Annotated in this window: 28 protein-coding genes; 16 read left to right on the top strand and 12 right to left on the bottom strand. The window is 43.7% G+C overall.

Translation table 11 applies throughout. The features are described 5' to 3' along the window. Positions 1-347: 347 nt before the first annotated feature. Complete coding sequence (locus OAG1_RS15915) at positions 348-1922, top strand: polysaccharide lyase family 7 protein (RefSeq protein WP_152779883.1); 1575 nt, start codon at positions 348-350, stop codon at positions 1920-1922. Between the two features lie 75 nt (positions 1923-1997). Here the strand turns inward: OAG1_RS15915 and OAG1_RS15910 are convergent, their stop codons facing one another. From OAG1_RS15910 to gltS, 6 genes are all read right to left on the bottom strand, one after another. Beyond that, on the bottom strand, positions 1998-2489 hold the full coding sequence (locus tag OAG1_RS15910) for an Mpo1-like protein (RefSeq protein WP_338621956.1): 492 nt from the start codon (positions 2487-2489) through the stop codon (positions 1998-2000). 101 nt (positions 2490-2590) lie between these two features. Next, positions 2591-2845 carry a DUF3081 family protein gene (locus OAG1_RS15905; protein WP_338621955.1) on the bottom strand — a complete coding sequence of 85 codons (255 nt, stop codon included), beginning with the start codon at positions 2843-2845 and terminating at the stop codon, positions 2591-2593. Between the two features lie 20 nt (positions 2846-2865). Continuing rightward, positions 2866-3267: a DUF393 domain-containing protein gene (locus OAG1_RS15900; protein WP_338621954.1), complete on the bottom strand. Its 402-nt coding sequence runs from the start codon at positions 3265-3267 to the stop codon at positions 2866-2868. Between the two features lie 12 nt (positions 3268-3279). Then, a complete protein-coding gene (locus OAG1_RS15895; RefSeq protein ID WP_338621953.1) occupies positions 3280-3711 on the bottom strand; it encodes a DUF3429 domain-containing protein in 432 nt (143 codons plus the stop codon). An 85-nt stretch (positions 3712-3796) separates the two neighbouring features. After that, positions 3797-4111, bottom strand: a complete 315-nt coding sequence (locus OAG1_RS15890; RefSeq protein WP_338621952.1) for a hypothetical protein — start codon at positions 4109-4111, stop codon at positions 3797-3799. 182 nt (positions 4112-4293) lie between these two features. Next, on the bottom strand, positions 4294-5523 hold the full coding sequence (gltS, locus tag OAG1_RS15885; RefSeq protein WP_016400972.1) for a sodium/glutamate symporter: 1230 nt from the start codon (positions 5521-5523) through the stop codon (positions 4294-4296). Between the two features lie 397 nt (positions 5524-5920). On the opposite strand from gltS, the gene OAG1_RS15880 reads away from it, so the two are divergent. From OAG1_RS15880 to OAG1_RS15870, 3 genes are read left to right on the top strand one after another with little or no spacing between them, the layout of a single operon-like run. After that, positions 5921-6952 (top strand): efflux RND transporter periplasmic adaptor subunit, encoded by a 1032-nt coding sequence (locus OAG1_RS15880; protein ID WP_338621951.1) that lies wholly within the window; start codon positions 5921-5923, stop codon positions 6950-6952. Further along, positions 6952-10065, top strand: coding sequence for an efflux RND transporter permease subunit (locus OAG1_RS15875; protein WP_338621950.1), 3114 nt, complete (start codon positions 6952-6954; stop codon positions 10063-10065). The genes OAG1_RS15880 and OAG1_RS15875 overlap by 1 nt, the downstream gene beginning before the upstream one ends. 31 nt (positions 10066-10096) lie before the next feature. Next, on the top strand, positions 10097-10390 hold the full coding sequence (locus tag OAG1_RS15870) for a hypothetical protein (RefSeq protein WP_338621949.1): 294 nt from the start codon (positions 10097-10099) through the stop codon (positions 10388-10390). A gap of 26 nt (positions 10391-10416) precedes the next feature. Here the strand turns inward: OAG1_RS15870 and OAG1_RS15865 are convergent, their stop codons facing one another. The 4 genes from OAG1_RS15865 to OAG1_RS15850 all read right to left on the bottom strand — a co-directional run bounded on the left by OAG1_RS15865 (position 10417) and on the right by OAG1_RS15850 (position 13600). Next, positions 10417-10698: an RNA-binding protein gene (locus OAG1_RS15865; protein WP_016400976.1), complete on the bottom strand. Its 282-nt coding sequence runs from the start codon at positions 10696-10698 to the stop codon at positions 10417-10419. Between the two features lie 115 nt (positions 10699-10813). After that, a complete protein-coding gene (locus OAG1_RS15860; RefSeq protein WP_338621948.1) occupies positions 10814-11437 on the bottom strand; it encodes a 3'-5' exonuclease in 624 nt (207 codons plus the stop codon). 85 nt (positions 11438-11522) lie between these two features. Further along, a complete protein-coding gene (locus tag OAG1_RS15855) occupies positions 11523-12836 on the bottom strand; it encodes an ATP-binding protein (RefSeq protein ID WP_152779869.1) in 1314 nt (437 codons plus the stop codon). A 14-nt stretch (positions 12837-12850) separates the two neighbouring features. Next, complete coding sequence (locus OAG1_RS15850; RefSeq protein WP_016400979.1) at positions 12851-13600, bottom strand: response regulator transcription factor; 750 nt, start codon at positions 13598-13600, stop codon at positions 12851-12853. Positions 13601-13852: 252 nt separating this feature from the next. Here OAG1_RS15850 and OAG1_RS15845 point away from each other — a divergent pair, with 252 nt between their 5' ends. The 6 genes from OAG1_RS15845 to OAG1_RS15820 all read left to right on the top strand — a co-directional run bounded on the left by OAG1_RS15845 (position 13853) and on the right by OAG1_RS15820 (position 19824). Continuing rightward, the gene (locus OAG1_RS15845) at positions 13853-14869 is read left to right on the top strand and encodes a DUF2860 family protein (protein WP_152779867.1); all 1017 of its coding nucleotides are present in this window, start codon (positions 13853-13855) and stop codon (positions 14867-14869) included. Positions 14870-14896: 27 nt separating this feature from the next. Continuing rightward, positions 14897-15715 carry a hypothetical protein gene (locus tag OAG1_RS15840; protein ID WP_338621947.1) on the top strand — a complete coding sequence of 273 codons (819 nt, stop codon included), beginning with the start codon at positions 14897-14899 and terminating at the stop codon, positions 15713-15715. Positions 15716-15933: 218 nt separating this feature from the next. Next, a complete protein-coding gene (locus OAG1_RS15835; RefSeq protein ID WP_338621946.1) occupies positions 15934-17130 on the top strand; it encodes a YjgN family protein in 1197 nt (398 codons plus the stop codon). 5 nt (positions 17131-17135) lie between these two features. Continuing rightward, complete coding sequence (locus OAG1_RS15830; protein WP_338621945.1) at positions 17136-18143, top strand: M48 family metallopeptidase; 1008 nt, start codon at positions 17136-17138, stop codon at positions 18141-18143. A gap of 86 nt (positions 18144-18229) precedes the next feature. Then, positions 18230-18772, top strand: a complete 543-nt coding sequence (locus OAG1_RS15825) for a VOC family protein (RefSeq protein ID WP_338621944.1) — start codon at positions 18230-18232, stop codon at positions 18770-18772. An 8-nt stretch (positions 18773-18780) separates the two neighbouring features. After that, positions 18781-19824 (top strand): nucleoside hydrolase, encoded by a 1044-nt coding sequence (locus OAG1_RS15820; RefSeq protein WP_338621943.1) that lies wholly within the window; start codon positions 18781-18783, stop codon positions 19822-19824. A 2-nt stretch (positions 19825-19826) separates the two neighbouring features. Here OAG1_RS15820 and malE read toward each other — a convergent pair whose 3' ends face one another. Then, positions 19827-21005 carry a maltose/maltodextrin ABC transporter substrate-binding protein MalE gene (gene malE, locus OAG1_RS15815; protein ID WP_338621942.1) on the bottom strand — a complete coding sequence of 393 codons (1179 nt, stop codon included), beginning with the start codon at positions 21003-21005 and terminating at the stop codon, positions 19827-19829. 293 nt (positions 21006-21298) lie between these two features. On the opposite strand from malE, the gene OAG1_RS15810 reads away from it, so the two are divergent. The 3 genes from OAG1_RS15810 to OAG1_RS15800 are packed head-to-tail and all read left to right on the top strand — an operon-like array spanning position 21299 to position 22739. Further along, positions 21299-22345, top strand: coding sequence for a pentapeptide repeat-containing protein (locus OAG1_RS15810; protein WP_016400985.1), 1047 nt, complete (start codon positions 21299-21301; stop codon positions 22343-22345). Next, positions 22342-22587: a hypothetical protein gene (locus tag OAG1_RS15805; protein WP_338621941.1), complete on the top strand. Its 246-nt coding sequence runs from the start codon at positions 22342-22344 to the stop codon at positions 22585-22587. The genes OAG1_RS15810 and OAG1_RS15805 overlap by 4 nt, the downstream gene beginning before the upstream one ends. A gap of 2 nt (positions 22588-22589) precedes the next feature. Next, entirely contained in the window at positions 22590-22739 is a 150-nt protein-coding gene (locus tag OAG1_RS15800) for a hypothetical protein (protein WP_016400986.1), read from the top strand. A gap of 12 nt (positions 22740-22751) precedes the next feature. Here the strand turns inward: OAG1_RS15800 and OAG1_RS15795 are convergent, their stop codons facing one another. Continuing rightward, positions 22752-23027, bottom strand: coding sequence for a nitrogen fixation protein NifW (locus OAG1_RS15795; protein ID WP_338621940.1), 276 nt, complete (start codon positions 23025-23027; stop codon positions 22752-22754). 162 nt (positions 23028-23189) lie between these two features. Here OAG1_RS15795 and OAG1_RS15790 point away from each other — a divergent pair, with 162 nt between their 5' ends. The 3 genes from OAG1_RS15790 to OAG1_RS15780 all read left to right on the top strand — a co-directional run bounded on the left by OAG1_RS15790 (position 23190) and on the right by OAG1_RS15780 (position 25023). Further along, positions 23190-23411 (top strand): hypothetical protein, encoded by a 222-nt coding sequence (locus OAG1_RS15790; RefSeq protein ID WP_338621939.1) that lies wholly within the window; start codon positions 23190-23192, stop codon positions 23409-23411. A 204-nt stretch (positions 23412-23615) separates the two neighbouring features. Then, entirely contained in the window at positions 23616-24581 is a 966-nt protein-coding gene (locus tag OAG1_RS15785) for a sensor domain-containing diguanylate cyclase (protein WP_338621938.1), read from the top strand. Positions 24582-24717: 136 nt separating this feature from the next. Next, positions 24718-25023, top strand: a complete 306-nt coding sequence (locus tag OAG1_RS15780) for a hypothetical protein (RefSeq protein ID WP_016400990.1) — start codon at positions 24718-24720, stop codon at positions 25021-25023. Positions 25024-25363 lie beyond the last annotated feature (340 nt).

Raw genomic sequence — 25363 nt, 5'->3', positions numbered from 1 at the left:
AAACCGCTGAAGTAGAACAGACCCATACAAGCGCAAAGGCTGTGGCCAATCTCAAATGGCAACTTGAATCGCCTAGGAAACGGGTAAATATGTGCTATTTTTTTGAACATAGATCACTATTGCGGACCGCAGGATTAGATCTTAATCGCATTTATCAACATTCATATATATTTGTATTATTAAATTATATTATCTTTGTGGTTCATTAGATTTGAAAACGCTCTCGTATAGGGTTTCAGATAATGTGGAAACGGAGATAGCTGTTATTTCCACGTCAACACACAGCACTGAGTCGATTATATAAAAAACTATATAGTTGATTTATACAACATTAGGTGAATGGATACATGAAACATATCTATCTTAAAAGCTTGTTAGCAACTTCTGTTTTTTTAGCCGTAGGCTGTACATCAACTTCTACTCCTGATTCTGTTGAAAAGTTTACGAATAACAAAGAAACAGGTGAAGCTCTATTAACGCCAGTAGCCATTACTGCAAGTAGCCATGATGGTAACGGCCCTGACCGTTTATTCGACCAAGACATTACAACGCGTTGGTCTGCCGCCGGTGATGGCGAGTGGGCAATGCTAGACTACGGCTCAGTTCAAGAGTTTGATGCTGTTCAAGCTGCCTTTAGTAAAGGTAACGAGCGTCAGTCTAAATTTGATATCCAAATGAGTGTTGACGGTGAAAGCTGGACCACTGTTTTAGAAGCTCAAGAGAGCTCTGGTAGAGCCCTTGGTTTAGAGCGTTTTCAGTTCGAGCCTGCGGTAAATGCCCGCTACGTACGATACGTAGGACACGGCAACACCAAAAACGGTTGGAACAGTGTAACCGAACTCGCAGCCGTTAACTGTAGCATTAACGCTTGTCCATCAAGCCACATCATTACTAGTGCAGTAGTTGCAGCTGAAGCTTCAATGATTGCAGAAATGAAAGCGGCAGAAAAAGCACGTAAAGCAGCGCGTAAAGACCTTCGTTCAGGTGATTTTGGTGCGCCAGCCGTATACCCTTGTGAAACCACAGTAACGTGTTTACGTTCTGAGCTTCCTCCAACTCCGGCTTTACCAGAAACGCCACTACCAGGTAACGCGCCAAGCGAAAACTTTGACCTGTCTTATTGGTACTTATCGCAGCCTTTCGACCACGACAAAAATGAACGCCCAGATGACGTGTCTGAATGGAACCTGGCAAACGGTTATCAGCACCCTGAGATCTTCTATACAGCAGACGATGGTGGTTTAGTATTCAAGTCATACGTGAAAGGGGTTCGTACCTCTAAAAACACCAAGTATGCGCGTACCGAGCTTCGTGAAATGCTACGTCGCGGTAACATGTCGCACAAAACTAAAGGTGTGAACAAGAACAACTGGGTATTCTCAAGCGCTCCAGAAGCAGACTTAAAAGCTGCCGGCGGTATTGATGGCGTTCTAGAAGCCACTCTTAAAATTGACCACGCCACCACTACTGGTGCGGCTAACGAAGTAGGTCGCTTTATTATTGGTCAAATCCACGACCAAAACGATGAGCCAATTCGTTTGTACTACCGTAAGCTGCCAAACCAAGCAACTGGTGCTGTTTACTTTGCTCACGAAAGCCAAGACGCTACCAAAGAGGATTTCTATCCGCTAGTAGGTGATTTAACGGCTGAGGTTGGTGAAGATGGTATCGCGCTAGGCGAAGTATTTAGCTACCGCATCGAAGTTGTTGGCAACACCATGACTGTTACCGTTTCTCGAGAAGGCAAAGAAGACGCTGTTCAGGTAGTTGACATGAGCGACAGTGGTTACGATGTTGGTGGTAAGTACATGTACTTTAAAGCCGGTGTTTACAATCAAAACATCTCTGGCGATTTAGATGATTACTCTCAAGCAACTTTCTATAAGCTAAAAGCAACTCACGATAGCTATACAGAGAAATAAGCTTTAGTTGTCACCTTGTTTAAAAATACCCCGCTCTACAGCGGGGTATTTTTTTGGCTTGCTAAACTTTGCGGCTTATTTTTGTTGGTAATCTAAACCTAGATAATCGAACACGAAACCCATCAGCCAAAGCGGACCTATTAGTAGGTACTGAATATCTTCAAAGAAGGAAGGTTTAGCGCCTTCTATTTTGTGGCCGATAAATTGGCCAATCCAAGCGACGACAAAGATTATTAGGCTCACTTGCCATATGGCAATTGGGCTAAATTGAGTAATCAAATCACAAACTAAAAAGCAGCTTACAGTAAACAGCGCCATGGCTAAGCAAAGGGGTTTAGATAAGCGGAAATAAAAAATGTGGACTGGTATGGCTAGCAAGCTGGCTAGATTGAGCCAACATAGCGCATTACTGTTGGCCGAATTCGTTCCCGGTAGGGGGACTGACCACAACAAGCCCACAATGCTAAAGTAGATGGCCGGCACCATAAGCCAGTGGATGGCCTTGTTTGTAGGATGTTGATGGCTACGCGCATATTCCTTAAACCATTGCTGGACTGGCTTTGACACAATAAGCTTCCTGCTCACTTGTTAAAAAACTGTTACTGTAGCAGTTGGAGCTCTGACCAGTAGCCTTGGAGCGTTAGTTTGCGAGCTAGATCTCGCAGCATTCACTGTTCGTCAATAAATTTGAGCTGTTTGATAAAGCGTTCAATCGCTTTGTCGTCATGACTAGAGAACTGGTACTTGTTATGAAAAAACACGCTTAGCTCAAGCTGGGAGTTAGCAACAACAATGGTATAACCGTCCCAGTCTGAACTGGCACTTAGGCCTTCATACAAGTAGTGCTCTTGCTGCTTTTTTCCTAAGCGACAAATCTTTTCGTAGACCCGAAGTACTAAGTTGACATCGATTAGTCGTTGCATCTTAAGGCTGCCCTTGTTGGTCAATCAAACTGTTTGCCCACGCCGCAGCTTTGTTCATCGCAGCGCTCTTTACCGGTTAACAGCTTAGATATTTTGAAGCGGTTTTTGGCAAAAACCAAATAGGCTTTGTCGGATACTTTGCGCAGTAAGGGGGTGCGTAACAGTTGTATCCAAGGTTTCTGATTGACCAAGCCCCACGCTTGCGCGGTAACGTCTAATCCTAGCAGCAAGGTGCCTTCTTCTGTTTCCGCATGCAGTATGTCGCTGGCTTCGCTGCGATCAATATGTGGATATTTGCTGGCGAAATCTGCCTGATTAATATCTTGCAGCTCAATCAGTTGGCGATGGTCAAAAAACTTAAGTTGACGCATTTCCTCTGCGCAAAGTGGGCATTGGGCATCATAAAAAATTCGTAATTGCATATAGGCTCCAGATTACTGATGACTAAGAACCACAAGGTGGCAAAGTACCACTACTGTGGTGAGTTTAAAGCGCATAGATTGGTAGCTTTTACCTAATCGGCTGGGATTAGCACTGTGCCATTCACAGTAGTAAAGGTAGCTAAAAGCAAAGGCTAATATTGCGAGTGCAAAAGTTGGAGAGTTAATGGCCAAGCTACCACAAGCTAGCAAGGTAAGGGCATTGCTTGTAAATAACTGAGCGGGGCCAAATGCATTTCCCGAGACGGTTTGCGCCCATAAGCTACCGGACAAAAAACACAAAATGCTGACGCTGTAATACAAAAATAATTGGGTAGGCGATGGGCCAATATTTGTTGCTCCAAATACTACCGCCAATGCCAAAGCGATAAAAACACTTAAGCCAGCGTACCCGAGTAACTTGTAGTTTCGTTGCAAACTATCCAATCTTCCACCTCATCTAACGCTTATGAGTAAAACGCATTAAGGTGGCAAATAGATCGCTTAACTAGGCTCTAAAGATAAACAGCCCCTAGTTGTTGCTGGCAGACTTATCTAATGGCAACACGTTGCAGAACAAGTCCTTTTCGTATTGTTTTTCTAGGTGTTCGCGCCAGTTTCGTTGGCTTATTGGCACTAGGTAGAATGTTTCTCGATTGGTATCGGTAACAAAAGCCATACCATGGGGCATCAGTTCGTAGTGAATATCGTGTACAAAACTTAACGAAAAGCTTTGCCGACCAGTAAGGTGATTGACGTCTTCTCGTGATAAACACACCCCTTTTTTGTCTTCGCCAAAGCGATCTCGTAGCCAGCTTGAAAACTGTTTAGCGCTAATCATTGTCATAGGAAGCGCCTCCTTAGGCTTGGGTGAATTTTGAACAATTAAACATTAAAGTTATAGCAGAACAATGGGCAGGTGAGATGAGTAAGCCTAGGAAGGTGTGTTGATTTTGCTGTAAATAGATATAAGAAACAAAAGCTTAAGAATTTTGAGGGTAAGGCTTAATAACCTTACCCTCAATGACGCTAGAAATTAGCTAGGAAGAATGGAATTAGCAGGGCATTCACTAAATCGATAAAGAATGCACAGACCAACGGCACAATGATGAAGGCTAGGTGAGAGTTACCGTAGCGTTGCGAAACCGCCGACATGTTTGCCATTGCAGTGGGAGTAGAACCTAAAGAAATACCACCAAAGCCTGAACATATCACCGCTGCATCATAAGATTTGCCCATGGCTGGGAACACCACAAAAATATTCACCAAGATAGCAATCAAAAACTGTGCGGCAAGGATCGCTAAAATTGGGCCGGCTAAATCAATTAAGGTCCATAGCTGCATGCTCATTAATGACATAGCTAAAAAAGTACCTAAGGATATGTCGGCAATTAGAGCAACCGCTGGTTTGCGAGAAGGCCACTGGGTACCGGTTAAGCGCGGAAGCGACTGAGGTACCAAGTTGGTCATAACGATACCGGCAAACAAACAGGTAACAAACAGCGGTAGTTGCAGACCTGCTTGCGCAATGGCTTCGTTTAACAAGAAGCCAAGAATAATACATACATGAATGGCTAAGATCGCATCTAAGAAATCAAAACCGGTAATGCTGTTGTTCTTGTTTTCTTCAGCTACACCTACATCCAAAGGCTCTTCTTTTTTGGGCTTTAAGTTGTGTCGATTAACTAAGAACTGGGCAATTGGACCACCCATTAAACTGGCTAGTATTAGGCCAAAAGTCGCACTGGCAATACCAATTTCCATGGCGTTACTAATGCCAAAGTCTTCAGCAATCCTAGGCGCCCAAGCAATAGCGGTGCCGTGACCACCAATCAGCGACACACTGCCACCCAGCATACCTACAGCAGACTCTAAGCCAAATATTTTGGCAACAGTGATACCGGTTAAGTTTTGCAGGATCATGTAACCGATTGTAATACCTAAGAGAATAACCAGTGGCATGCCGCCTTTGAGCAAATCTTTAAGGCTTGAGTTAATACCAATAGTGGTGAAGAAATACACTAGCAAAATGTCGCGGGCCACTAGGGTAAACTCGATTTCAACAGAAGTGAGGGCGTAGATTAAACCAATCATTACCGAGAACAGAATACCGCCGGTAACGGGTTCGGGAATACTAAACTCGCGCAGAAAACCTACCGCTGCATTTATTCGTCTACCGATAAATAGCACCAAAATACCAATGGTGGCGGTAAAAAAAGAGTCAAATAGTAGAACTCCATTGTCAAACTCAATACCCATATAACTTCCTATAGCAATTAATTATTTAAGCACACGTACAATATGCCGAGCAGGATCCGTCCTACTTAGGTGTATAAGTGGTGGAAAAGTTGCATTTTTTCGCAAACATTTCGCATTCAGTGTAGAGAGGGATTGTTGTTGAGTAAATCTAAACTGGCTATTTAATTTAGCGTAGAGTGAGCTTTGGCGTGGCTTGTAGCAAAAGAAACAAGCTTGCTTGTCTAAACAAATAATTTGCTTTTACCTGACTTTTTTTAATTAAAATTCGTTTATTGTTATCTTTTGTAGTGCATGATGCTGTTTGATTCGCATTTATGCAGTTTGTAATCAACTAAAGATAGACCCGCAACCTTTGCTTGCGCTAGAGTCTTCTCTCAGTTTGAAAAGGTAAAGAGTAATGCGACGCATCATTTTAGTTGTGGTGGCGCTTCTTACTGTTGTTACATGGATGTATTACAGTGACGACGCGGCTCAAACAGAGCAAACATCAAGTAAACCCGTTACCGTAGAAGTGGTAACGGTAGAGCAAGGCAAGCTCCGCGAACAAGTGCATTTATTAGGCAATGTATTCTCTGCTCATTCGGTAAATGTGAAAGCAGAGGTTGATGGTCGCATAGACACGATTGCTGTTAGCTCTAGCCAAGCTGTGCGTGCAGGCCAATTGTTGGTTCAATTGGACGACCGCCATCAACGTGCAGTGTTACAGCGTGAGCAGGCACGGCTTGATGATATTCTTCGTCAGCATCAAAATCTGCTGCAATTATTACCCAAAGGGGCTACCACCCAAGCCGAAGTTGATCGTTACGAATCTCAAGTTGCCATGCAACAAGCCGAGCTCGCGTTAGCAGAAGCTGCATTGCAAGACAGGGCTATTCGCGCGCCATTTAGTGGCAAACTCGGCCTTGTTGATTTAAGCCCTGGGCAGTTAGTTGACTCTGATACTGTGCTCACCACCTTAGATGATGCCAATACTTTACGCCTTAACGTTCCCGTTGCCGCGCGCCATTTAGGCCGAATTGAGGTTGGGCAGCAGGCTAAGCTGCACCAAGCGGGTTTAAGCTCACGAATATTTAATGCCTCAGTGACTAGCATTGACAGCCGAGTGCGCGGCGAAAGCTTAAATGTGTACATTCAACTGTCTATCGACAATCAGCAAGCAGGCATTGCTCCAGGCACTTTGGTTACGGGTGAATTAGATTTAAGTGCTAGCGAGCGGGTGTTAATTCCCCTACAGGCGATTGCTTATAACGGCGATCGCCGTTTTGCTTACCGGGTTAATCAACACGTTGCAGAAAAAGTTGAGTTGGAGTTAGGCCAGCGCGGCGACAACTTAGTCGAAGTGCTTAGTGGCTTAAATGCTGGTGAACAGGTCGTGAATAAAGGCCTGGTGAAGCTGCATGATGGCATCGAGGTTGAAGTACTCAACTAATGAAAATATCTGATCTGTCGATGTATCGTCCGGTAGCGGCGATAGTATTAAGTTTGCTACTTATGCTGTTTGGGGTTGTAGGCTATAGCCAGCTGGCAGTGCGAGAAATGCCCGACATTGAAAGCCCTGTGGTGTCTATTGGTACGCCTTATCGCGGTAGTGCCTCTTCTATTGTTGAATCACAAATCACCAAGCCGATTGAAGACGAGCTTAGCGGAATTGATGGCATTGACTATATTTGGTCATCGTCGTGGGATGGCTGGTCAGGCATTACCATTACCTTTAAGCAAGGTTCGGATATGTTGGCCGCGGTGAGTGATGTGCGCGATGCGGTGAGCCGAGCGCGTAATCGCTTGCCCGATGATGTTGATGAACCCGTGGTGCGCAAAAACGACAGCGAAGAAGCCCCGTTTATGTGGCTTAATCTCACTGCTACTTTGCAAGACAGAGTAGAGCTTAGCGATTTTGCCCAGCGGATCTTAATTGAGCGACTTAGTTTGTTGCCCGGCGTGAGTGCGGTAAATACCTCGGGCTTGGTTGAGCGAGTGATGTATGTGGAGCTAGACCCCACCGCAATGGCTGGACGCGGCTTAACCACCAACGATGTGATTGATGCCTTAAACCGTGAAAACTTACAATTGCCCGCGGGTTATGTGCGTAACGACAGTTTAAATATTGTGGTGCGCATGGAGCGCATGTACCAACAGGCAGATGACTTTGCCAAGCTACAAATTGCCAACTTTGACGGTGACCACGTTACTTTGTCAGACATCGCGCATATTTACGTTGGCGCTAAAAAAGATACCACTACTTTTAAAAGTAACGGCGTGGACAGCATGGGCTTGGGCATTGTGGCAATGTCTAAGGCTAACCCGCTAGAAGTAGCAGATACGGTAAAAAAAGAGTTGGCGGAGTTGCAGCGCTTTTTACCCACAGGTGCAGAGCTTACGGTTGATTACGACAGCACTGTGTTTATTCGCCAGGCCATTAGCGAAGTGTATTCCACCTTGTTAATTTGTGCGCTGCTGGTGGTGGCGGTGTTGTACCTGTTTTTGGGGCGATTAAGCGCAACCATTATTCCAGCAGTAACCGTTCCGGTATCGCTAGTCGCAGCGTTTTCAGTGGCTTATTTATTTGGCTATAGCATCAATTTAGTGACGCTAATGGCTTTAATTTTGGCCATTGGTTTGGTGGTGGATGACGCGATTGTGGTGGTGGAGAATATTATTCGCCACCGCGCCGCTGGCGAGCCGCCATTAGTTGCCGCATTTCGAGGAGCTAAAGAGCTCAACTTTGCAGTAATTGCTACCACCGTTGTACTGGTGATGGTGTTTTTGCCTTTGGTATTCATGCAAGGAAAAATTGGTGATCTGTTTACCGAATTTGCTGTATTGCTGTCTGCTGCGGTGATTTTTTCTTCTTTAATCGCTCTTACCTTAGCGCCAGTAATGGCCGGTAAGTTGTTTGAAAAAAATCCTAACAAAGCCACCTGGATGAGCCGCTCGGTGGGGCGCGCCATGACCGCTCTGCAGCAGGCTTATGCCACGCTGTTGACTCGAGTTATTAACTTTAAATTTTCTGCACTTGCCGTTGTGGCTTTATGCATGGGTTTATTGGTGTGGGCCTATCAACAGCAACAACCTGCCTTTGCACCAAAAGAAGACCGAGGTGTGGTTAACGTCTATGTTGGCGGTGTAGAAGCAACGAGCTACCAGCGCATGGTTAAAAGCATGGCTGAGATTGAGCAACGGCTATTGCCGATGATGAGTGATGATGGGCCAATCGAAACCCTTAACTATTCGGCGCCTGCATTTGGCAGTTGGGCTGATCACCAAGGCTTTTTCATTGTTCGCTTAAAAGATTGGAGTGAGCGCAGCCAAGACGCTGCCGAAGTGGTAGAGATGATCCGCGATGCAGCCCATGATGTCGCCGATGTTAAAGTGTATCCTTATCAACCTAGTTTTGGTGGGCGAATGGGCGAGCCGGTGCAGTTTGTATTGCAAGGTGACGACTACAGCCAGCTCTACCAATACGCCTTAGAATTAGAGCAGCAAGCCAAAGACAGCGGCCTAATGCACGGCGTGCAGTTGGACTACAACCCCACAACACCAGAAATTTTATTGCATGTTAATCGACTAGCAGCCAGAGAGTTAGGCATTAGCGTTAATGACATTGCCAGCACTTTAGAGGTGCTGCTAGGAGGACGTGCTCAAACCCGTTTTGAAGAGTTTGGTGAAGAGTACGACGTGTACTTAAAAGCCGATGAAAACCAATTTCAATCACCCAGTGATTTAAGCAAAGTGTATTTGCGCAGTGATAATGGCGCTTTGGTGTCTTTAGATACTTTGGTAGAAGCACAAGATGTTGCTTCGGCTCGCGGTTTGTTCCATTACCAGCGTAAAAAGTCGATTAACTTAAAAGCCAACTTAAGTGACAACGTAAGTTTAGGCGAAGCTCTGAGCTTTTTAAATCAAGCCTCTAGCGAGATTTTGCCCAGTGGTTATACGGTTGATTACGCGGGCGAATCAAAAGAGTTTTACGATAACCAACGCGAGATCTGGTTGTTATTCGCTTTGGCCTTGCTGGTTTGTTACTTGGTATTAGCGGCTCAATTTGAAAGCTTTATTAGCCCAGCCATTGTAATGCTTACGGTGCCCTTAGGTTTGCTGGGAGGTTTGTTGGGCTTACTGATTACCGGAGAGAGTTTTAACATCTACAGTCAACTTGGCTTGTTGATGTTAATTGGCATGGCAACCAAGAATGGTATTTTGATTGTAGAGTTTGCTAACCAGTTGCGTGACCAAGGTTTAGCGGTTAAAGAAGCCATTATTAAAGCTGCCACCAATCGCCTACGCCCGATTATTATGACTGCCATGACCACCTTGTTGGGTGCGGTGCCAATGTTACTAGCAACGGGAGCGGGCGCCGAAACACGCTTTGCTATTGGTATAGTGATATTTAGCGGCATGTTGCTGGCCACTTTAGTCACGCTATTTGTGGTACCGTGTTTGTATCATTTACTCGGCGGTTTAAGTGGTTCGCCAGAAGCCCGAGCCGACCAGCTTAATCAACAGCTTAAAGCGCCAAGTTTATTAACAAGTAATGACAACTAGTGGCAAATAATTTAAACGAGCAAGCAAACTAATGCGAAAGATGGACAAAAAACGCGATAAGGATATCGTAGCGGCATTAACCGAGGTATGTGAGGACGCCAAGCAACGCTGTGAGGGCTTTGCGTGGATTAGCCACAGTGTTAGCTTTCAGCGCTTTCCCGACAGCCTGCTAGTGAGCTGCGCCTATGCAAGCCAATCTTTGTTAAGTGAGGCGAATGAAAGTGGTGAACAACAGGAGCTTACTCAGCAAGTGGTGGCTGCGTTAGCTAACAAAGGGATAGTGATAGCAAAACCGCTACGGCAAATTAGGTTTATTAGCGAGTAACGGGCTTACTCGCTAATGGCTGAAGTTTATTCAGACTCTGGCCAAACAGTTTGTTGCTCAGATGGGCCTTTTTCTTCGGCAAACTTAACTCGTATTTTATTACCTGCTTGCTTGGTTGAATTTAGCGCGGCAATAGCTGCATTGGCTTCTGTTTCGTCAAGCATGCTGACAAAGCCAAAACCTTTAGATTTGCCTGTCTCATTATCCAATACCAAATCGCAGCTTTCTACAGCGCCATGGCTTTCGAATAAAGCGAGTAAGTCGGCTTCTGTAATGCTGCGAGCGAGGTTACGGACAAGTATTTTCATGGAACACCTATAATTGCGGGTGAATGTGTGCAAGTGAATATGGCGGCGGGAACCTCGCGTGTTGCAATAGCCCAAGCTTGGCGCAAATTCATGGTTTGTTTTATCTCACATATTGTTACGCAATTTTGTGTAAAAAGCTCGCGACATTTGCTTTGCTCTTACGACTAATTTGCTGCATTAGCGCAAAGCTTGGATTTATTAACGAATAGTGTTGCTCTAATTGCTCGAGTAAACACAGCCAAAGCTTGGCTGTCATTTCAGAATCGGCTAAGGCACGGTGAAAAACGCCGTCATTGTCGATGTTATTGTAAGCAACTAAGCTGCCCAATTTGTGGTTGGGTGCGTCTTGAAATAGGCGGCGTGACAATAACATCGAACAAGCAAAGTCGCCGTTAAGTCGTCGGCCTATTTTGTCAAACTCGGCTTCTAAAAAACGCTGATCAAAGGATGCGTTATGCGCCACCATATTGTGCTGGCCAACAAATTGATAAAAGCGTTCCATTACCTCATCGCAAGGAGCTGCCTCTTGTAGCATGGCATTAGTGATACCCGTGTAGTCTTCGATAAAAGAAGAGATGCGAAAGCCAGGGTTCATCAACTCTTGAAAGCGCGCTGTAGCTTGGCCATCTTCTAGTAATACGGCACCAATTTCTATGGCTCTGTCGCCTTGAGTTGGCGATAAACCTGTGGTTTCAAAATCGAGAACAACAACGGTATTGGCAGGGGCTTGAGCGGTCAATGGTGCGAGCTTCTAGTCATTAATTTGAGCCCACAATGGTAACTCCGCTCAGCGAAAAGGCAATGGTTAAGGGGGGCAATCCCAATTATTCTTTGTGGTCTTCGCTATTTTGGAATAGCGGTAGCTCTAGGGTAAATAAAGCGCCGCCTAAATGGCTATCGCTTACACTGGCTTTGCCGCAGTGGTTGGTGACAATTCGCTCGACAATAGATAAACCTAAGCCATGACCACCGCTCTGGCGGCTGCGGCTATCATCTACCCGAGCAAAGGGCAGGAAAATTGATTCGCGGTATTTCTCTGGTACACCGCTACCATCGTCATGTACTTCAAAAATTACCGATTTATTAACCACATAAGCACGGATAAGAATGAGCTTTTCGGCATACTTTTGCGCATTAACGATCAAGTTGTTTAAGGCGCGGCGCACTAGCTTTTCATCGGCCATTAAACTCAAACCCACCGGACATTCAATTTGAATCTTTAATTTGGGGCTAAGCTTAGAGAGGCGCTCACACATGTTGTAAAGCAGTGGGTAGGGGTTAATTGATTGCGGGTTTATTTCACGCGCTTTGGTTAACTGAGAAAAACTAATTAACTCGTGAGTTAAGTCTTCCAAGCTATCTAAGTCTTCATCCATTTCTTGTATATGCTCGTGCATGGTTTTCATGTCGGTAATTGAGCGAGTCATATCTAAGGCAAAACGCAGATTGTTAATCGGGGTTTTTAATTCGTGAGACGCCGCCATGGTCATTGAGTCTTGCTCTTGGATCAGCGACTTAAGTTTAGCGGCCATGCTATTTAGGCTGCGCGCCATGTGATTAATCGGCGAAGGCGCTTTCTCGTTGGCGCTTACGTCAAAATCTCCGTCACCTAAGGCTTTGGTCACTTTAGCTAGGCGATAAGTATGGCGAGTAATTGAGAAAGAGAACCACATTACGGTAGCGGCTAAACAGCCACCCATTAGCGCTACCATGTACCAAAATAGCCAATCACCGTAATCCACAAACTCTTCGTCTAAATCTAACTCGAGAACCTGTTGGTCGGGCCATTGGTAATAAAGAACGATGTCGTCGTCATCTAAAAAATTGCTTTTAACCGATATGTATTCACCGTTTCGCATTAGCTTTAAGCGGGCTTCTGCGTCTAGTTCGGTAATTGGAAAAATGCGGATAAAGAAAGGGAATTCTTCTTGGTAGCGAGTGAGTACTTTGTCTACATCTGGGTTCTCTGCTTGCAGCAGATCTCGGTCTAGCAGGTAGTAAATAGGCAGCACAATTTGGCGTATTTGTTCGCGCTCAATGTGCTGCACCTTTTCTTCAATAATCACGCCGTAAATAAAGGTGGCAGCAATAATTGATAACACCGAAGACAGAAACAGCTTTAGAAATAAAGTAATCAAGCGGGGTTAGCTCGCTATGCTGCTTTTACAAATAAATAGCCTTTACCACGCACCGACTTAATGTAGCGATAAGGTGGCGTATTGTCGTTTAGCTTTTTACGTATAGTTGATACTCGCATGTCTAGCGAGCGGTCGAGGCCGTCGTAATCAATGCCACGCATTTCTCTAAATAGTACATCGCGCGGCAATACGTGGCCTGCGTTGTCCATAAGAAAGTAGAGTAGGTCAAACTCGGCGTCGGTAAGCTCTAGCAGTTGCTCTCCTAGCCAAATACGGCGCTGAGTTTTGTCGGCAATCAGCTCTTGGCAGATAATTCGGTTGGGGTGGCGAACCGGTTCGCTATTGCTTAGCTGTAAAGCATCGATGGCACTGGCGCGTTCACTGCGGCGCAGTGCAGAGCGAAGCCTAGCGAGCAAAACATGTGGGCGCAATGGTTTACTTAAGAAGTCATCAACCCCCAAATTTAGGGCTGACACTTCGGTTACATCGTCGCCTTGGGCGGTAACCATTAAGATCGGCCCTGAATAAAAGTCACGAACCACTTGGCATACTTGAATGCCGTCCATGCCTGGTAGCATTAAATCTAGCAGCACTGCATCTGGAGAATGTTTGGCAATTAGCTCTGGCGCTTGATCGCCACGCTCTGAAGAAATAACCTCAAAGCCTTCGCTGCGCAAGAACGTAGCCACCAACTGTTGTTGGCGTGAATCATCTTCAATTAATACGATTTTTTTGTGTTCTTGGCTCAACTTGTTTCCCTGCATAGACAACTCCCTCAGCTGGCTCATTTTAGAGAGCCCTTAGGCCGATGCAATTACCACTTACAAAACTACGACAAATATCATTTAAATGTAAACTAATTCTCAATATCCAGTTTGGAATATCGGAAAACTGTGACTATCCCTGACATAAGACTGACTGAGTGAGAATTTGTCGCATTTTACAATGTGCTCAACAAGTGGTTGCTCGGCATGCAAAAGCATGCTTGAAAGTCTATTAAAGGGATAGGGAACAGGATGAAAAAATTTCACACTAAGCGTCTATTAACAAGCAGCGTACTAGCTACGTTTGCATCTGTTGGTGCTGCCAATGCTACTGGTTATGTAGACGATGAGGCTGGGTTTGGTTTTGAGTTATTGCTGGGTGGTATGGTGGGCCAGCAACAATCTCAGTTTGATACTGATGACGATAACGCTGTGACTCAGGATCTTAATAACTCAGGCAATAAAAGTAGCGGTGTAAGCCCAGCTGTTTTAGCGGAGCTAAACTACACCTTCGCTAACAAGAAAACTCAGATTTTCTTAGGTCAACAAGAAGAAAATATTGTGCGTGGCCAAGACCAAGTTGAACTGGGTATTACCCAAATGGTGGGTGAGTATTCACAGTTAGAACTGGCGTATTTCCCTAAGCTGCCAGGTTTTAGTGAGACCTGGCAAGATCCATATTTAACCGGCAGTGCGCGGCAAAAAACCGATGCTGATAGCAGTGGCTTTAGGGTGGCTTGGCGTTATTTATTTGATACGCCGCTAACCTTGCGTTACGGCTTTGCGGCGGCAGATATAGAAAATGAGCGTAGTGGTCAAGCCTTTGGTTTAGATGCTAACGAACAAAAGTTAATGCAACGTGACGGCAAGTATCACCGAATCTCTGCCGAGATCTTGGCTTACGATGAAGATGGATTTACCGTGACACCTCAGCTTACCTATACCAAGGCTGATACCGATGGTGATGCAATGGCCTTTGATGCTTATGCCTTTGGCTTAGAAACCACCTACAGCTTTGCCGAGCGCCATTTCACTAGCCTTTACATTAATTATGCTAAGCGTGATTACAAAGGCCGTAATCCGATATTTAACCAAACTCAGGGTGATGACGATTTTGGTATAAACGCCATTTATGGATATGCCCAACCTTTTGATTTTGAGAATACCTCGGTTTACCTGATGGCATCTTACGATAAAGGCGATAGCAACATTGAGTTCTATCAAAGCAAATCGTTAGGTTTGTTAATGGGTGTCGCTTACGAGTTTTAACAACTAGTAGGCTAAGGAGTAATTGTAATGTGGATAGCGCAACTTTCTAGGCTTAGTTTGATATTGGTGATGGTTGCTACATTTGGGGCTGGTATTGCAAACGCCGCCCACGAGTCTAGAACCATTATTTATCAAATTGCTGTGGAAGGTGATGTGGTTGGCGTTTACCAACGGAACCGAATCATCGATAACCAAATTCCTAATGGCTTAGTCATTGAAGAAGAGGTGGAGTTAGATTTTAGTTTTCTGTGGTTTAAGGAGTTTTACCAGCGCAGCGGAAAAGTGATGCTGGATAATGGAGCCTTGAAGCAGTTCGCTTTTAAGGTTGATGAAAATCAAGAAAGCTATTTAATTTTTGGTAATGATAAATTAGAGCAAGGTATCCATATTAATGCCTTAGAAAACCAAGCTAGCAGCAACTCCACATGGACCAATAAGCTGTTGCAGTTGATTGAGAATGAGCATAACTCTAATGGCATGGCTCTATTGCTAAACCGTTTTGAGCAAGCTCCTGATGCTATTTTACAACGCAGCGATTTTGATTCTGATTCCTTGAGTTTTCCTGATTACTTGATGGCATCCATTGATCATCAAAACACCCAGGTATTCAAAGTGCTAGACCTTGATGAGTTTGACATTATTCAGTATCAAGTTAAGTACTTAGGAGAGAAACCATTAAGTGCTGCAAACCGGGTGTATGTTAGCCATGGATTTGCTTTGAATACCGAAGGAGAGAGCAGCGAACTGTGGTTAAGCAAAGATAAACTGGGGGCATTTATTGTGCAGCAAAGTGGCGTAGATGATGGAGACCATTACTCGGTGAACATGCAACAATATCTATTCTGAGTTTGCATCAAGTGAACAAATATAAATGAAGCACCCACTTAGCGTGCTTCATTTTTCTATATAGAGTGTGATTGAAAACGTTTTAATCACACTATTTAATCTTAAATTTCCCCCTCTTTGATTTTTAATAACAAAAATCTGTTTTATTTAGATATTATTGTCATTAAAGTCTTTTGACTTATTAATTTTCAATTAGTTAAACATCAGGATTTCTTGGCATGGAAAGTCAGCACTTAAGTGAAAACCGTTTTAAATTTCATGGAAAAACCGACGAGTATTTTGGAATTTGGATCGTTAATGTATTGCTCAGCATTGTTACCTTGGGTATCTATTCAGCTTGGGCAAAAGTGCGAAATAAACAGTATTTTTACGGCAATAGTGAACTAGCGGGTGAGCGATTCGAGTATTTAGCAAAACCCTTACAAATCTTGCTGGGGCGGATAATTGCAGTGACTCTGGTGATTATTTGGGCTGTGTCGCCAATGATAAATGAATTGCTTCAAGTTGTTCTAATGCTGGCGTTTGTGGCAGTGATGCCAGTTTTAGTAGTGAAAAACTTACGTTTTGATTCTCGGGTAACCCGCTACAGAAATGTTCGATTTGATTTTGTAGGCAGCTATGGCGGAGCCTACATGGCGTTAATGGTGATGCCGTTTTTAGCTTCCGTCATTTTTGCTTTAACTGCTGGATTAGTTATTGGACTTGGTAGTGTTATTTCACCTTTAGTAGCAGGTGTACTAGGTGTAGTGGTTATTGGCGCTGGGTGTACTTACTTGTATGCCTTTATGGCTACTTACATGAGCCGCTATGTATTGAATAACTACCAATGGGGCAGCATGAAGTTTACTGCAGATATTGAGTCTGCGGCTATGTTTAAAATTTTCTTAAAAGCCGCAGCGGTTGGTTTGGGCGGTGTACTGGCTTTATGTCTAGTGGGAGCTTTGCTGGCGTTTGCTCTATTTAGCGCAGACTTTAGCCAACTCGGCGCTATGTTTGCTTCATTGGAGCAAGGCGGTACTGAAGACCTAGCAGCCGGCGGCGCGTTGGTTGGGATCTTCATGCTGATTTATCTCAGCTTCTTTTTGCTGGGCTGGTTTGTAACTGCCTACTTAAAAGCTTGTTTGCGAAACTATCAGTTTGGACAAACAGACATAGAAGGCCAATTGTTCATGGTGTCATCAGTAAAGCCTTTGGCATTTATGGGCGTAATGCTTAGCAATATGTTGATTATTGTATTCTCATTTGGTTTAGCGACGCCTGTTGCAAAAGTGCGTATGGCGAAGTTTTTGGCACAAGCCACGGCAGTACAGGGTGATATCGAAAGTATTGCAACTAACAACCAAGTAAGTGATAGCAAAACAGCCATTGCTGATGAGGTTGCTGATGCCTTTAGCGTAGAAATTGGCGTGATTTAAGCTCCATGATCATTACCGGAAAGGTTTTTGTAGAAAATAGCTCTGTGTCTAGAGCTGCCAAGTTGCATTGCTCTGATGAAGGCTGGCTTGAGCTAAGTGATGAATTTGGCGCTATTCGAGCGCCGGTATCTGAGCTAGATATTGCGATGTCGATTGGCTCGCAAGCACGTGCCATTGGTTTTAGCAATGGCAGTCGCTTTGTTGCCGATGAACCAAGCCGTTTGAATAGTTGGCTGGATAAACAAGGCCAAGGCTCTTGGCTAAAAACCTTAGAGCGCAATGTCTTGATGATTATCTTAGCCTTTGTAGTGAGTGCGGCGGCTATTTACGCGGCTGCTAGCCAAGGGCTTCCTTGGTTAAGCCATTATTTGGCCGGCAAAGTGCCGGTTTCCATTAGCCAAGAGCTAGGCGAAAGGACGCTGCAGCAATTTGAAACTTTAGGTTTTAGTGAAACTAAAATCAACCCAGAGCAACGCCAAGCAATAGAGCAAAACTTTAATAGTTTGGTAGAACAAATCGATAGCCTACCCATGCAGCCTAAGTTGTACTTCTACCGTATGGGCGAAGACGCAAATGCTTTTGCGTTGGCCGATGGCAGTATTGTGGTGACCGACCAATTAGTAAAACTGCTAGATAGCCCAGAACAACTCAATGGCATTTTATTACATGAGTTAGCCCATGTGGCTCATAACGATGTGATGGCAAGCTTAGTGCGTTCGGCATTGATCAGTACAGCTGTGGTGTTAGTTGTTGGCGATAGCAGCCTACTGGTAGATGGCCTAGTAAGCGCCGCAGTACTAGGGGTAAGCCTTGGTTACTCTAGAGAAGCTGAGCAACAAGCCGATTTGTTCGCCTGTCATTGGAGCAAGCAGCTAGATTTACCTAAAGAACAACTACTCACCGGCTACCAGCATTTATTCGAAGACCACGAGTCACACATTCCTACTTGGATAAGCAGCCACCCAGGAGATGAGGAGCGTTTAAAGCGTCTAATGGAGTGCGTTAATAGCTAAATAATTCCAACCTTAGTGATTACCAAATTTACATGGATTGTAATAAGGCGTTGTACAAAGGCCTATTTGTAGAAAGGAGATTAGATGTGAGTTCTTATAATCCAAAGAAGAACGTATTAGGGATATCCCATATTAATGTGGTTGTTGATGACATTGAAAAAGCTACAGAGTTTTACGCTCGAACTTTAGGCTTCGAGCCAGCGTTTAACGATGAAGGGGAAATGTATTATAGCGATGTAAATATGCCTTCGTTTGCTAATAACGCAGGCTTTGTGGGGCAAGAAGTCATTGTTGATGTACGTTTTCTGCAGCACAAAGATTCTGGTTTGTATCTAGAGCTAATGCATTATCAAAGTCCGCAAGGAAACCAGGAAATAGAAGTAAAAGCTACAAATGATCTAGGTGGACCGAGGCACATCGCTTTAGAAGTCTCCAATATCGATGAAGCATACAGATTTTTAAAAGCTCAAGCAGATGTTAGCTTGATTAACTCCTCTAAAGATTACGGACCACCTGAAGAGCTTACTCCTTTCCCAATTAAATTTTTCTATTGGATTGATCCTTGGGGCGTGCAATGGGAAATGGAACAAGGTAGACCGATGGGAACTGCTGTAGGTATTTGTGGCTAACATTGGGCATGAGTAATGAGCGTTATCCCCTAATTATAGATACTGATATTGGCTCTGATTGTGATGATACTTGGGCGATTAATTTGGCCTTAAAGTCACCCGAGATTGACCTACTAGCCCTAACAACCGTCGGTTATAAGCCGAAGGTAAGAGCTCGTATCGCTAAGAAGTTATCTTTGTTAGCAAAGCGGCCAGAGGTGCCCGTTTTTGCCGGTTTGGCGAAGCCGATTGGCAAAAGCCCAAGATTGTGGAGTCGGTTGTGTGGAGGTTTTCCTAGTTTTTTTGTTGAGAGGCTAAATTTGCGTATTCAACGCGCTAGCCTTCGAAAAGAGCTTGGACAAAAGAAGCTACCTACGAGCCTATTGCATGTAGGGGATGATTGTGCGGTTGAGAAAATAATAAAGCTAGCCAAGCAGCATCAGGCTATTGAGTTTGTCGCTATCGGGCCTTTGAGCAATTTGGCCACAGCCATTCAACGTGCTCCGGAACTAATAGAGAATATCAAGCGGGTTACGATAATGGGAGGGTACCTTGGCCAGCTTCCCACTTATCCGAATGTTCTTTGTGGAAGACGTGAGATGAGCGTAAAGCATGATTATAACATTCAAGCTGATCCCGAGGCTGCGGAAATCGTCTTTCTTTCTGGTTTGAATATTAGGCTGGTTACCGCCGATGTAACACTTAAGACGTGGCTGAACCCGAAAGATATTCAGATGTTGAGAGAGATAAAAAGCAATGCAATGAGTGCAGCATTAAAGCAATGTAAATGGTGGTCTTTTCTACAATCTTTGCTCCTTAAGACATGCTGTACTAACAACTTAGGTTTTATGCATGATCCCTTAACCATTTCGGCTTTGATTAATGAGAAACTGTGTGAATTTAAGCGGATTAAGGTAAGGCTTTATCAGGAACAGGGATTACTAAAGTTTGGCTTAATCCCTGAGAATGGCACCTCAAGTAAAGAAGTTAGTGTTGAGTGTGCCATTTCTGTAGATTGTAAAACCTTTAAGCGGTTTTTTATTTCGCGAATCTCAATGTTGGGAGAGCGTTAAAGTTAACGAGTAATCCGTTTAGCGGCAGCATTTAGGGCCTTATCTACGGCCTGTCTACCGGTGGTGATGTTAGTGAGGCTAGTGGCCATAGCGGCCCAAAACTTACCCATTGCTGCAGCATTTGGCATAGGTTCGCCTTGCGCTGCACTGGCATAAACGGCCTGTACTTTGGGGTCGTTAATTAACTCTTGCTGTAACTGCAAGTTTGCCATGGCACCAATGTCTCCGCTGCTAAACAGTAAGCGTTGGTTGTCTACATTCATTAAGTAGTAGTTTAGAAACTCGTCTACCAATGCGGGTTGGTTAGTTGCGCTATTCACCATGGCGCTCCAAATACCTACAAAGGCTTTGGCCGGCTTACCATTAATTTTAGGTAACGGCGCAACGCCAAAATCCATCCCTACACTTTCCAACTCATCCCAGTACCAAGGTCCATTAATTACCATGGCCACCTTGCCTTTAACAAACTGCATATCCATGATTGAATAATCCGCGTTACGCGGCATTATTTGTTGGTCGAGCATGTCTTTTAGTAGTTTGCCGGCATACATCGCGCTGGGGTGATTAACCCCGGTGTCTTTTACATCGTATTGCCCACCTTGCTTGCCGAATACATAAGCGCCATTTGCTGCAAGTAGTGGCCATGTATAGTAGGTATTGTTGTAGTCCCACAAAATGGCTTTGGTTTGTTGCTGCTCTTGAAGCTGCTTATCTAGAGCGAAAATTTCCTCAAAACTAGTAGGAACTTCCTTAATTAGCGCTTTGTTATAAATCAGGCTTATCGCTTCTACGCCTATCGGGTAGCCATAAATTTTGCCTTCAACTTTCACTGCGTCCCAGGCGTAGTCTACCGCGGAATCTTGTAGCGCTTGGCTGGGTTTTAACTGTTTAATAAGGCCAGCATTTGCCCAATCGCCCATTCTGTCGTGGGGCCAAAATACGATGTCTGGTCCTTCACCATTACGAGCTTGAATTTCAAAGTTTCCAGTGATGTCGACGGGTTGTTTCACCTCAACAATAATGCCGGTATCTGCGCTAAATTGTTTCGCAATAAGCTGCATTTGTTGGTGACTTTTGCCTGTCCATATAGTGAGCTCTGGCTGCTGAGTGTCGGCCAGAGCTAGGCTTGAAAACGCCGCTAAAGCACAGCTTAGCGTTATGCTGGTTATCCCTATTTTCATTATGTTTTTCCCGATAGCTTGCCAACTCAGCATTGAAAAAACATGAGTGATTTGCAAGAAAAAGCAAAGTGGCTATAGAGAAAGCTCACATTCAAGATTAACTTGTTGATAGATTTGCGATCTTAAGCTGCTTATTTAGAAACTGTTAACAATTGTGTCACTTTTCTTTACAAAAGCTGCGTTGTGGATTTTTGTTCAAAAATTAAACATGTTGATTTAACTAACTATGTCGCTCTAGGTACTAAATATGCATCAAGTCATTAGATAAAGTTATCATCAGTTTAAGAATTCACATGAGTGATAAGAGTCTTTCATCTGTTAAGCGGTTCTTTCGTTGGGTTGATTTACATCACGGCGTACTAGGGTTTATCGCTACAGTTGTCACAGTCATTGTTACGGTGGGTGTTGCATACAAATCTATTCAAACGTCGGCAGATCTTTTTTCTGAGGAGCTTAAGGCGCAAAAAGATGCTGCCCAAGTGGCAAACGTAGCAAATTATGTTTCCGCAATTAGCGAAGCGCTGTTGGTGTTTAAAGACTCTGATGAAGAAGCTTTAGATAGATTCGTAGTATCTCGTTCTGAGTTGCTTTTGGAGAGTTTAAGCACATCTACTTTATTAGCTCAGGTCATTCAGTTCATTTCAGATAATGACTTTGCCAAGTTGTTTGATACCACAAGGTATTTTCAAGAGAAGAAGTTTCTGTCTTTAGCAGGCAAGGATCTTTCTTATATCGAGTTAAACGACATCACATTTACAACAACCAGTTTGTATTGCGTGAACCTGACGGGTTCATATTTATCTAGAACGACCTTTAATTTCCCTGATTTTAGCTATGTAAATATGGAAAACTTAAATTTTAACGAAACTAAGCTTAATGGCGCTCGAGTCTATTGGAGCAACTTAAAAGACGTATCCATAGAACTTTCAGGTCAGGAAGAGAATCTACCACTAATATTTTCTCAAACCAGTTTTATATTTTCTAATTTACAAGGCTTACGTTTAGGTAAGTCTAATTCACAATCTGAATCGCTTGACCCAGACAAATTAAAGAAACAACAGCAGGAAGATCTAGAAGTGTTGGCTAAGATGCTATTCAACTCCAAGTCTCTCTATGGATCTCTTTTAGATAACGATTTAAAGCAGTCAATGATAGACATTGACGCTGAGAAGTATGAAAAGCTAGTGAGCTTGGAGTACTTCCTTAAAGTTGACTCTGTACCCGACGCTAGCCTAGAGGCTAGTCGAAAGACCTATAGCACTGAAGCGCAATTGATTGCGCAACAAGAGGGGTGGAGACAGCGATGGCAAGCTAAGATAGAAAGGTGGTGTAAAAAATGATGAAAATGATCTTTTATCTACTTCCCTTAAGTTTTGCTGTGAGTGCCAATTGCACCTTGCAAGGAGATGTATATCAAGAGGGAGCCCAGCTAGGTAATCTGAAATGTTTAAATGGAAATTTTACTTTAATAAATCCAGACCCCGAGCCTACGTTAATTACAACGATGGATTTGACTGAACGCAATGGTATTCACGTTGAAACTGCAGAACAACCGCCAACGGATAGTACCGAGGAGAAATAGCCATGAAAATACTTAAAATAGGGCTTGTGCTAGTGACACTATTACTTAGTTTGCCTAGCTTTGCTGATTGCGTACACGGCGGTAATGTGTATCCAGAAGGGGCGACCATAGGTAGCTATAAATGTGTAAATGGCTCGTGGGTGGGCAATTAATTTTACCTGTGTTTACCTACGTTCACAGGAAGTACAGCCGCGACAAGCCGAGCGGGTATGTTTGTCTAAACGCTCACGCTGAGTTTTGCAGTAAGCATTCTTTAAGGCTCGGCGTGCCGAAAACCAGTCATCTGCTTTACTTAAGATGAGGTTGCCGCCAAAACGTTTAACTAACAAGTCTCGGCATTCATCAATAAAACCCTTATCAAAGTCGATTTCGAAGTAGCACAATGCTTCTTCAATGCAAGTGAAGTTATCAATTGTCTTGTTGATTTTGGTATCAGTCATTAATGAGTCCTAAAGCTTGGGGAATAGGCTAGCAAAATCACCGAGATCTTTTTTTGATGTGACTTAATTAAGCTTCGATTCAGCGTCTTTCGAAAAAACAGGATGACTTTGAACTAAACTCAGACTAAGTTTGTTAAGCAAATGTTGCATTGGGACCAAGTGATGAAATCTGCAATTCCGGTAATATTCTGCGTACTTATTTCAGCCTGCTCTAGCCAAGCTACCATGAGCAGCGGCGACAATAGGGCAGAAGATAATCAAAACTATAATCAGGATTTGTTGGCCTCTATCAAGCAATCTAATACCAACAAGCAAGGCGCTTTTCTTACCGAAGAGCAAATTGATATGTGGCAGAACTCTGGCTGCGGAGGCGCTCATAAATAGTGTTAACTAAAGAAACTCGTCTTATCCTCACCCCATTTATTTTTCCTATAGTAAATATTTCTTGCCAGTTGATCAGGCTTCAAGTCTTAGTTAACGATTATTGATAGCGGGCACTATAAGTACTTCTTTCATAAACTTTATTTATCAGCTTAGCTAAGGCCTTACTTAGCTAACTCGGTGAGTTTGGTTATTTTGGAGGTGTAGATGCCCTTAAAGCCCGCGATTGACCCAGAACAATGGATTTTATCCAACCCAAATGACCTAATATCTCTTACTAAATGGCAGCGTACTGTTAACTTGCTAGCTAAATTATTTGATGCGCCTGCTGGCTTTTTAGTACAACACACACCAAGTGGTTACCAAATCACTATTGCTAGCGAGCAGAACACTAATCCCTACAGCGCGGGCATGGTGGTAGAGCCGCAGGCCAATATCTTCTGCCGCAAAATTGTTGAAACGCGTAAAAGCTTGTATGTGGCAAATGCGATGATAGATCCTTGCTGGGATAGCAATCCAGAGGTGCATGGCGATGGGTTTCGCTCATATTTAGGTGTACCGGTATTTTGGCCAAGCGGAAAAGCTTTTGGCACTTTTTGTGTGATGGATTATCGAGAAACCAATTACGATGATACTTACTTTGAACTTATCGAGCAGTTAAAAGATATTTTAGAAGCCGACTTGTCTTTGCTTGAGTTATACACTCATATGCAAAAGTTGGCGGTTACCGATCCTTTAACCGAGTTAAACAACCGCCGCGGATTTTGCTCTTTAGCTCAGCAGCGGATCCGCTTAGCAAAACGCATGGGCTCTCGCTTGGGCGTATTTTACCTAGATGTAGACAAGTTTAAGCAAATTAACGATAACTACGGGCATGCCGTAGGGGATGAAGTATTAATTGATGTGGCTAAAGCGATGCACAAATGCGTACGTAGCTCTGATGTGATTGGTCGCATGGGCGGGGACGAGTTTGTTGCTTTAGTGTTAATTGAGCACGATTCTGATTTTGATGCCATTGCCCAGCGTTTTACCGACCAGTTTGCTCAATACTCTGAGCAAGACTTGCCCTTGTACACGGTGGCTATCGGCTATATTGATGTTGACTTAAACATGGAGGTTGAGGGCATCCTGGCCTTGGCAGACCAAGATATGTATCAACATAAAGTTGAGTAATTATTTGATTGTATTTTGACCAGTTAGCGTTGCTGGTGTATCATCGCGCAGCTTTTGAATTACTCACTAATTTTTGCCTGCACTAATGGTATGACTGTTCGCCTCGGATGGCGCGTTTTGGCTATCGGAGATTTACTTGGAACAGTTTATTCAATTTTTGTATCCCTTCAGTTGGATCATTTCTATTTTGTCCTTCAGCCCGCAAATCATTCGCTTAATGCGGATAAAAGGCCCCGCTAAAGATATCTCGTTTTTAAGTTGGATTATGTTCCAATGTAATGCGGTATTAGCCTGGTCTTATACGGTGTTTGTAGTGGGCGATCCTCTGCTGTCAGTTACTACTACCTTGGTACTAACTGCCAACATTACCATGGTTATGGTATTGGTTTACAAGCGCATTAAATATCGAGAAGTAGTAGTGGAAGAAGCCTTAAGTGCCTGATTTTATTTGCCTCTCTAAAAAAATCTCAAAGTAAAAACTGCTTTTAAGTGGGAATGACGCTGGTCTTATCAGTCGTCATTCGCGACCTCGCGCAACATTTTGTATGAAACAAGCCTGATTTTTTCCTTTTCATTTCATCACAAAAATCTTTTCCTTGATTAGTTTCATATTTGTCAATAAAGGCCTTGAGAACTGCTTTTTGCTTGCTAGTTTCATTATTGAGTAAAACCTCAAAGTAAGGTTTGCCAAAAATGGTGTGAGGCCTAATGAGAGCGTTCATGAGTTAGCATGGCATGGTTAAGCTCTTCGTTTGCAGCGGTTTACACACCAGTGTGCTTCT

It is taken from the genome of Agarivorans sp. OAG1, assembly GCF_037076485.1.
GTDB lineage: Bacteria > Pseudomonadota > Gammaproteobacteria > Enterobacterales > Celerinatantimonadaceae > Agarivorans > Agarivorans albus.
This window is presented reverse-complemented; position numbering and strand designations above follow the sequence as displayed.

What these genes read in the sequence shown, in the direction of transcription:
- OAG1_RS15905 (WP_338621955.1), bottom strand. Translation starts at nt 2,845, where the DNA reads ATGCAACGACTAATCGATGTCAACTTAGTACTTCGGGTCTACGAAAAG.
- gltS (WP_016400972.1), bottom strand. Translation starts at nt 5,523, where the DNA reads ATGGGTATTGAGTTTGACAATGGAGTTCTACTATTTGACTCTTTTTTT.
- OAG1_RS15785 (WP_338621938.1), top strand. Translation starts at nt 23,616, where the DNA reads ATGCCCTTAAAGCCCGCGATTGACCCAGAACAATGGATTTTATCCAAC.
- malE (WP_338621942.1), bottom strand. Translation starts at nt 21,005, where the DNA reads ATGAAAATAGGGATAACCAGCATAACGCTAAGCTGTGCTTTAGCGGCG.
- OAG1_RS15915 (WP_152779883.1), top strand. Translation starts at nt 348, where the DNA reads ATGAAACATATCTATCTTAAAAGCTTGTTAGCAACTTCTGTTTTTTTA.
- OAG1_RS15795 (WP_338621940.1), bottom strand. Translation starts at nt 23,027, where the DNA reads ATGACTGATACCAAAATCAACAAGACAATTGATAACTTCACTTGCATT.
- OAG1_RS15830 (WP_338621945.1), top strand. Translation starts at nt 17,136, where the DNA reads ATGATCATTACCGGAAAGGTTTTTGTAGAAAATAGCTCTGTGTCTAGA.
- OAG1_RS15840 (WP_338621947.1), top strand. Translation starts at nt 14,897, where the DNA reads ATGTGGATAGCGCAACTTTCTAGGCTTAGTTTGATATTGGTGATGGTT.
- OAG1_RS15900 (WP_338621954.1), bottom strand. Translation starts at nt 3,267, where the DNA reads ATGCAATTACGAATTTTTTATGATGCCCAATGCCCACTTTGCGCAGAG.
- OAG1_RS15810 (WP_016400985.1), top strand. Translation starts at nt 21,299, where the DNA reads ATGAGTGATAAGAGTCTTTCATCTGTTAAGCGGTTCTTTCGTTGGGTT.
- OAG1_RS15805 (WP_338621941.1), top strand. Translation starts at nt 22,342, where the DNA reads ATGATGAAAATGATCTTTTATCTACTTCCCTTAAGTTTTGCTGTGAGT.
- OAG1_RS15875 (WP_338621950.1), top strand. Translation starts at nt 6,952, where the DNA reads ATGAAAATATCTGATCTGTCGATGTATCGTCCGGTAGCGGCGATAGTA.
- OAG1_RS15790 (WP_338621939.1), top strand. Translation starts at nt 23,190, where the DNA reads ATGAAATCTGCAATTCCGGTAATATTCTGCGTACTTATTTCAGCCTGC.
- OAG1_RS15890 (WP_338621952.1), bottom strand. Translation starts at nt 4,111, where the DNA reads ATGACAATGATTAGCGCTAAACAGTTTTCAAGCTGGCTACGAGATCGC.
- OAG1_RS15800 (WP_016400986.1), top strand. Translation starts at nt 22,590, where the DNA reads ATGAAAATACTTAAAATAGGGCTTGTGCTAGTGACACTATTACTTAGT.
- OAG1_RS15850 (WP_016400979.1), bottom strand. Translation starts at nt 13,600, where the DNA reads ATGCAGGGAAACAAGTTGAGCCAAGAACACAAAAAAATCGTATTAATT.
- OAG1_RS15865 (WP_016400976.1), bottom strand. Translation starts at nt 10,698, where the DNA reads ATGAAAATACTTGTCCGTAACCTCGCTCGCAGCATTACAGAAGCCGAC.
- OAG1_RS15880 (WP_338621951.1), top strand. Translation starts at nt 5,921, where the DNA reads ATGCGACGCATCATTTTAGTTGTGGTGGCGCTTCTTACTGTTGTTACA.
- OAG1_RS15870 (WP_338621949.1), top strand. Translation starts at nt 10,097, where the DNA reads ATGCGAAAGATGGACAAAAAACGCGATAAGGATATCGTAGCGGCATTA.
- OAG1_RS15835 (WP_338621946.1), top strand. Translation starts at nt 15,934, where the DNA reads ATGGAAAGTCAGCACTTAAGTGAAAACCGTTTTAAATTTCATGGAAAA.
- OAG1_RS15820 (WP_338621943.1), top strand. Translation starts at nt 18,781, where the DNA reads ATGAGTAATGAGCGTTATCCCCTAATTATAGATACTGATATTGGCTCT.
- OAG1_RS15845 (WP_152779867.1), top strand. Translation starts at nt 13,853, where the DNA reads ATGAAAAAATTTCACACTAAGCGTCTATTAACAAGCAGCGTACTAGCT.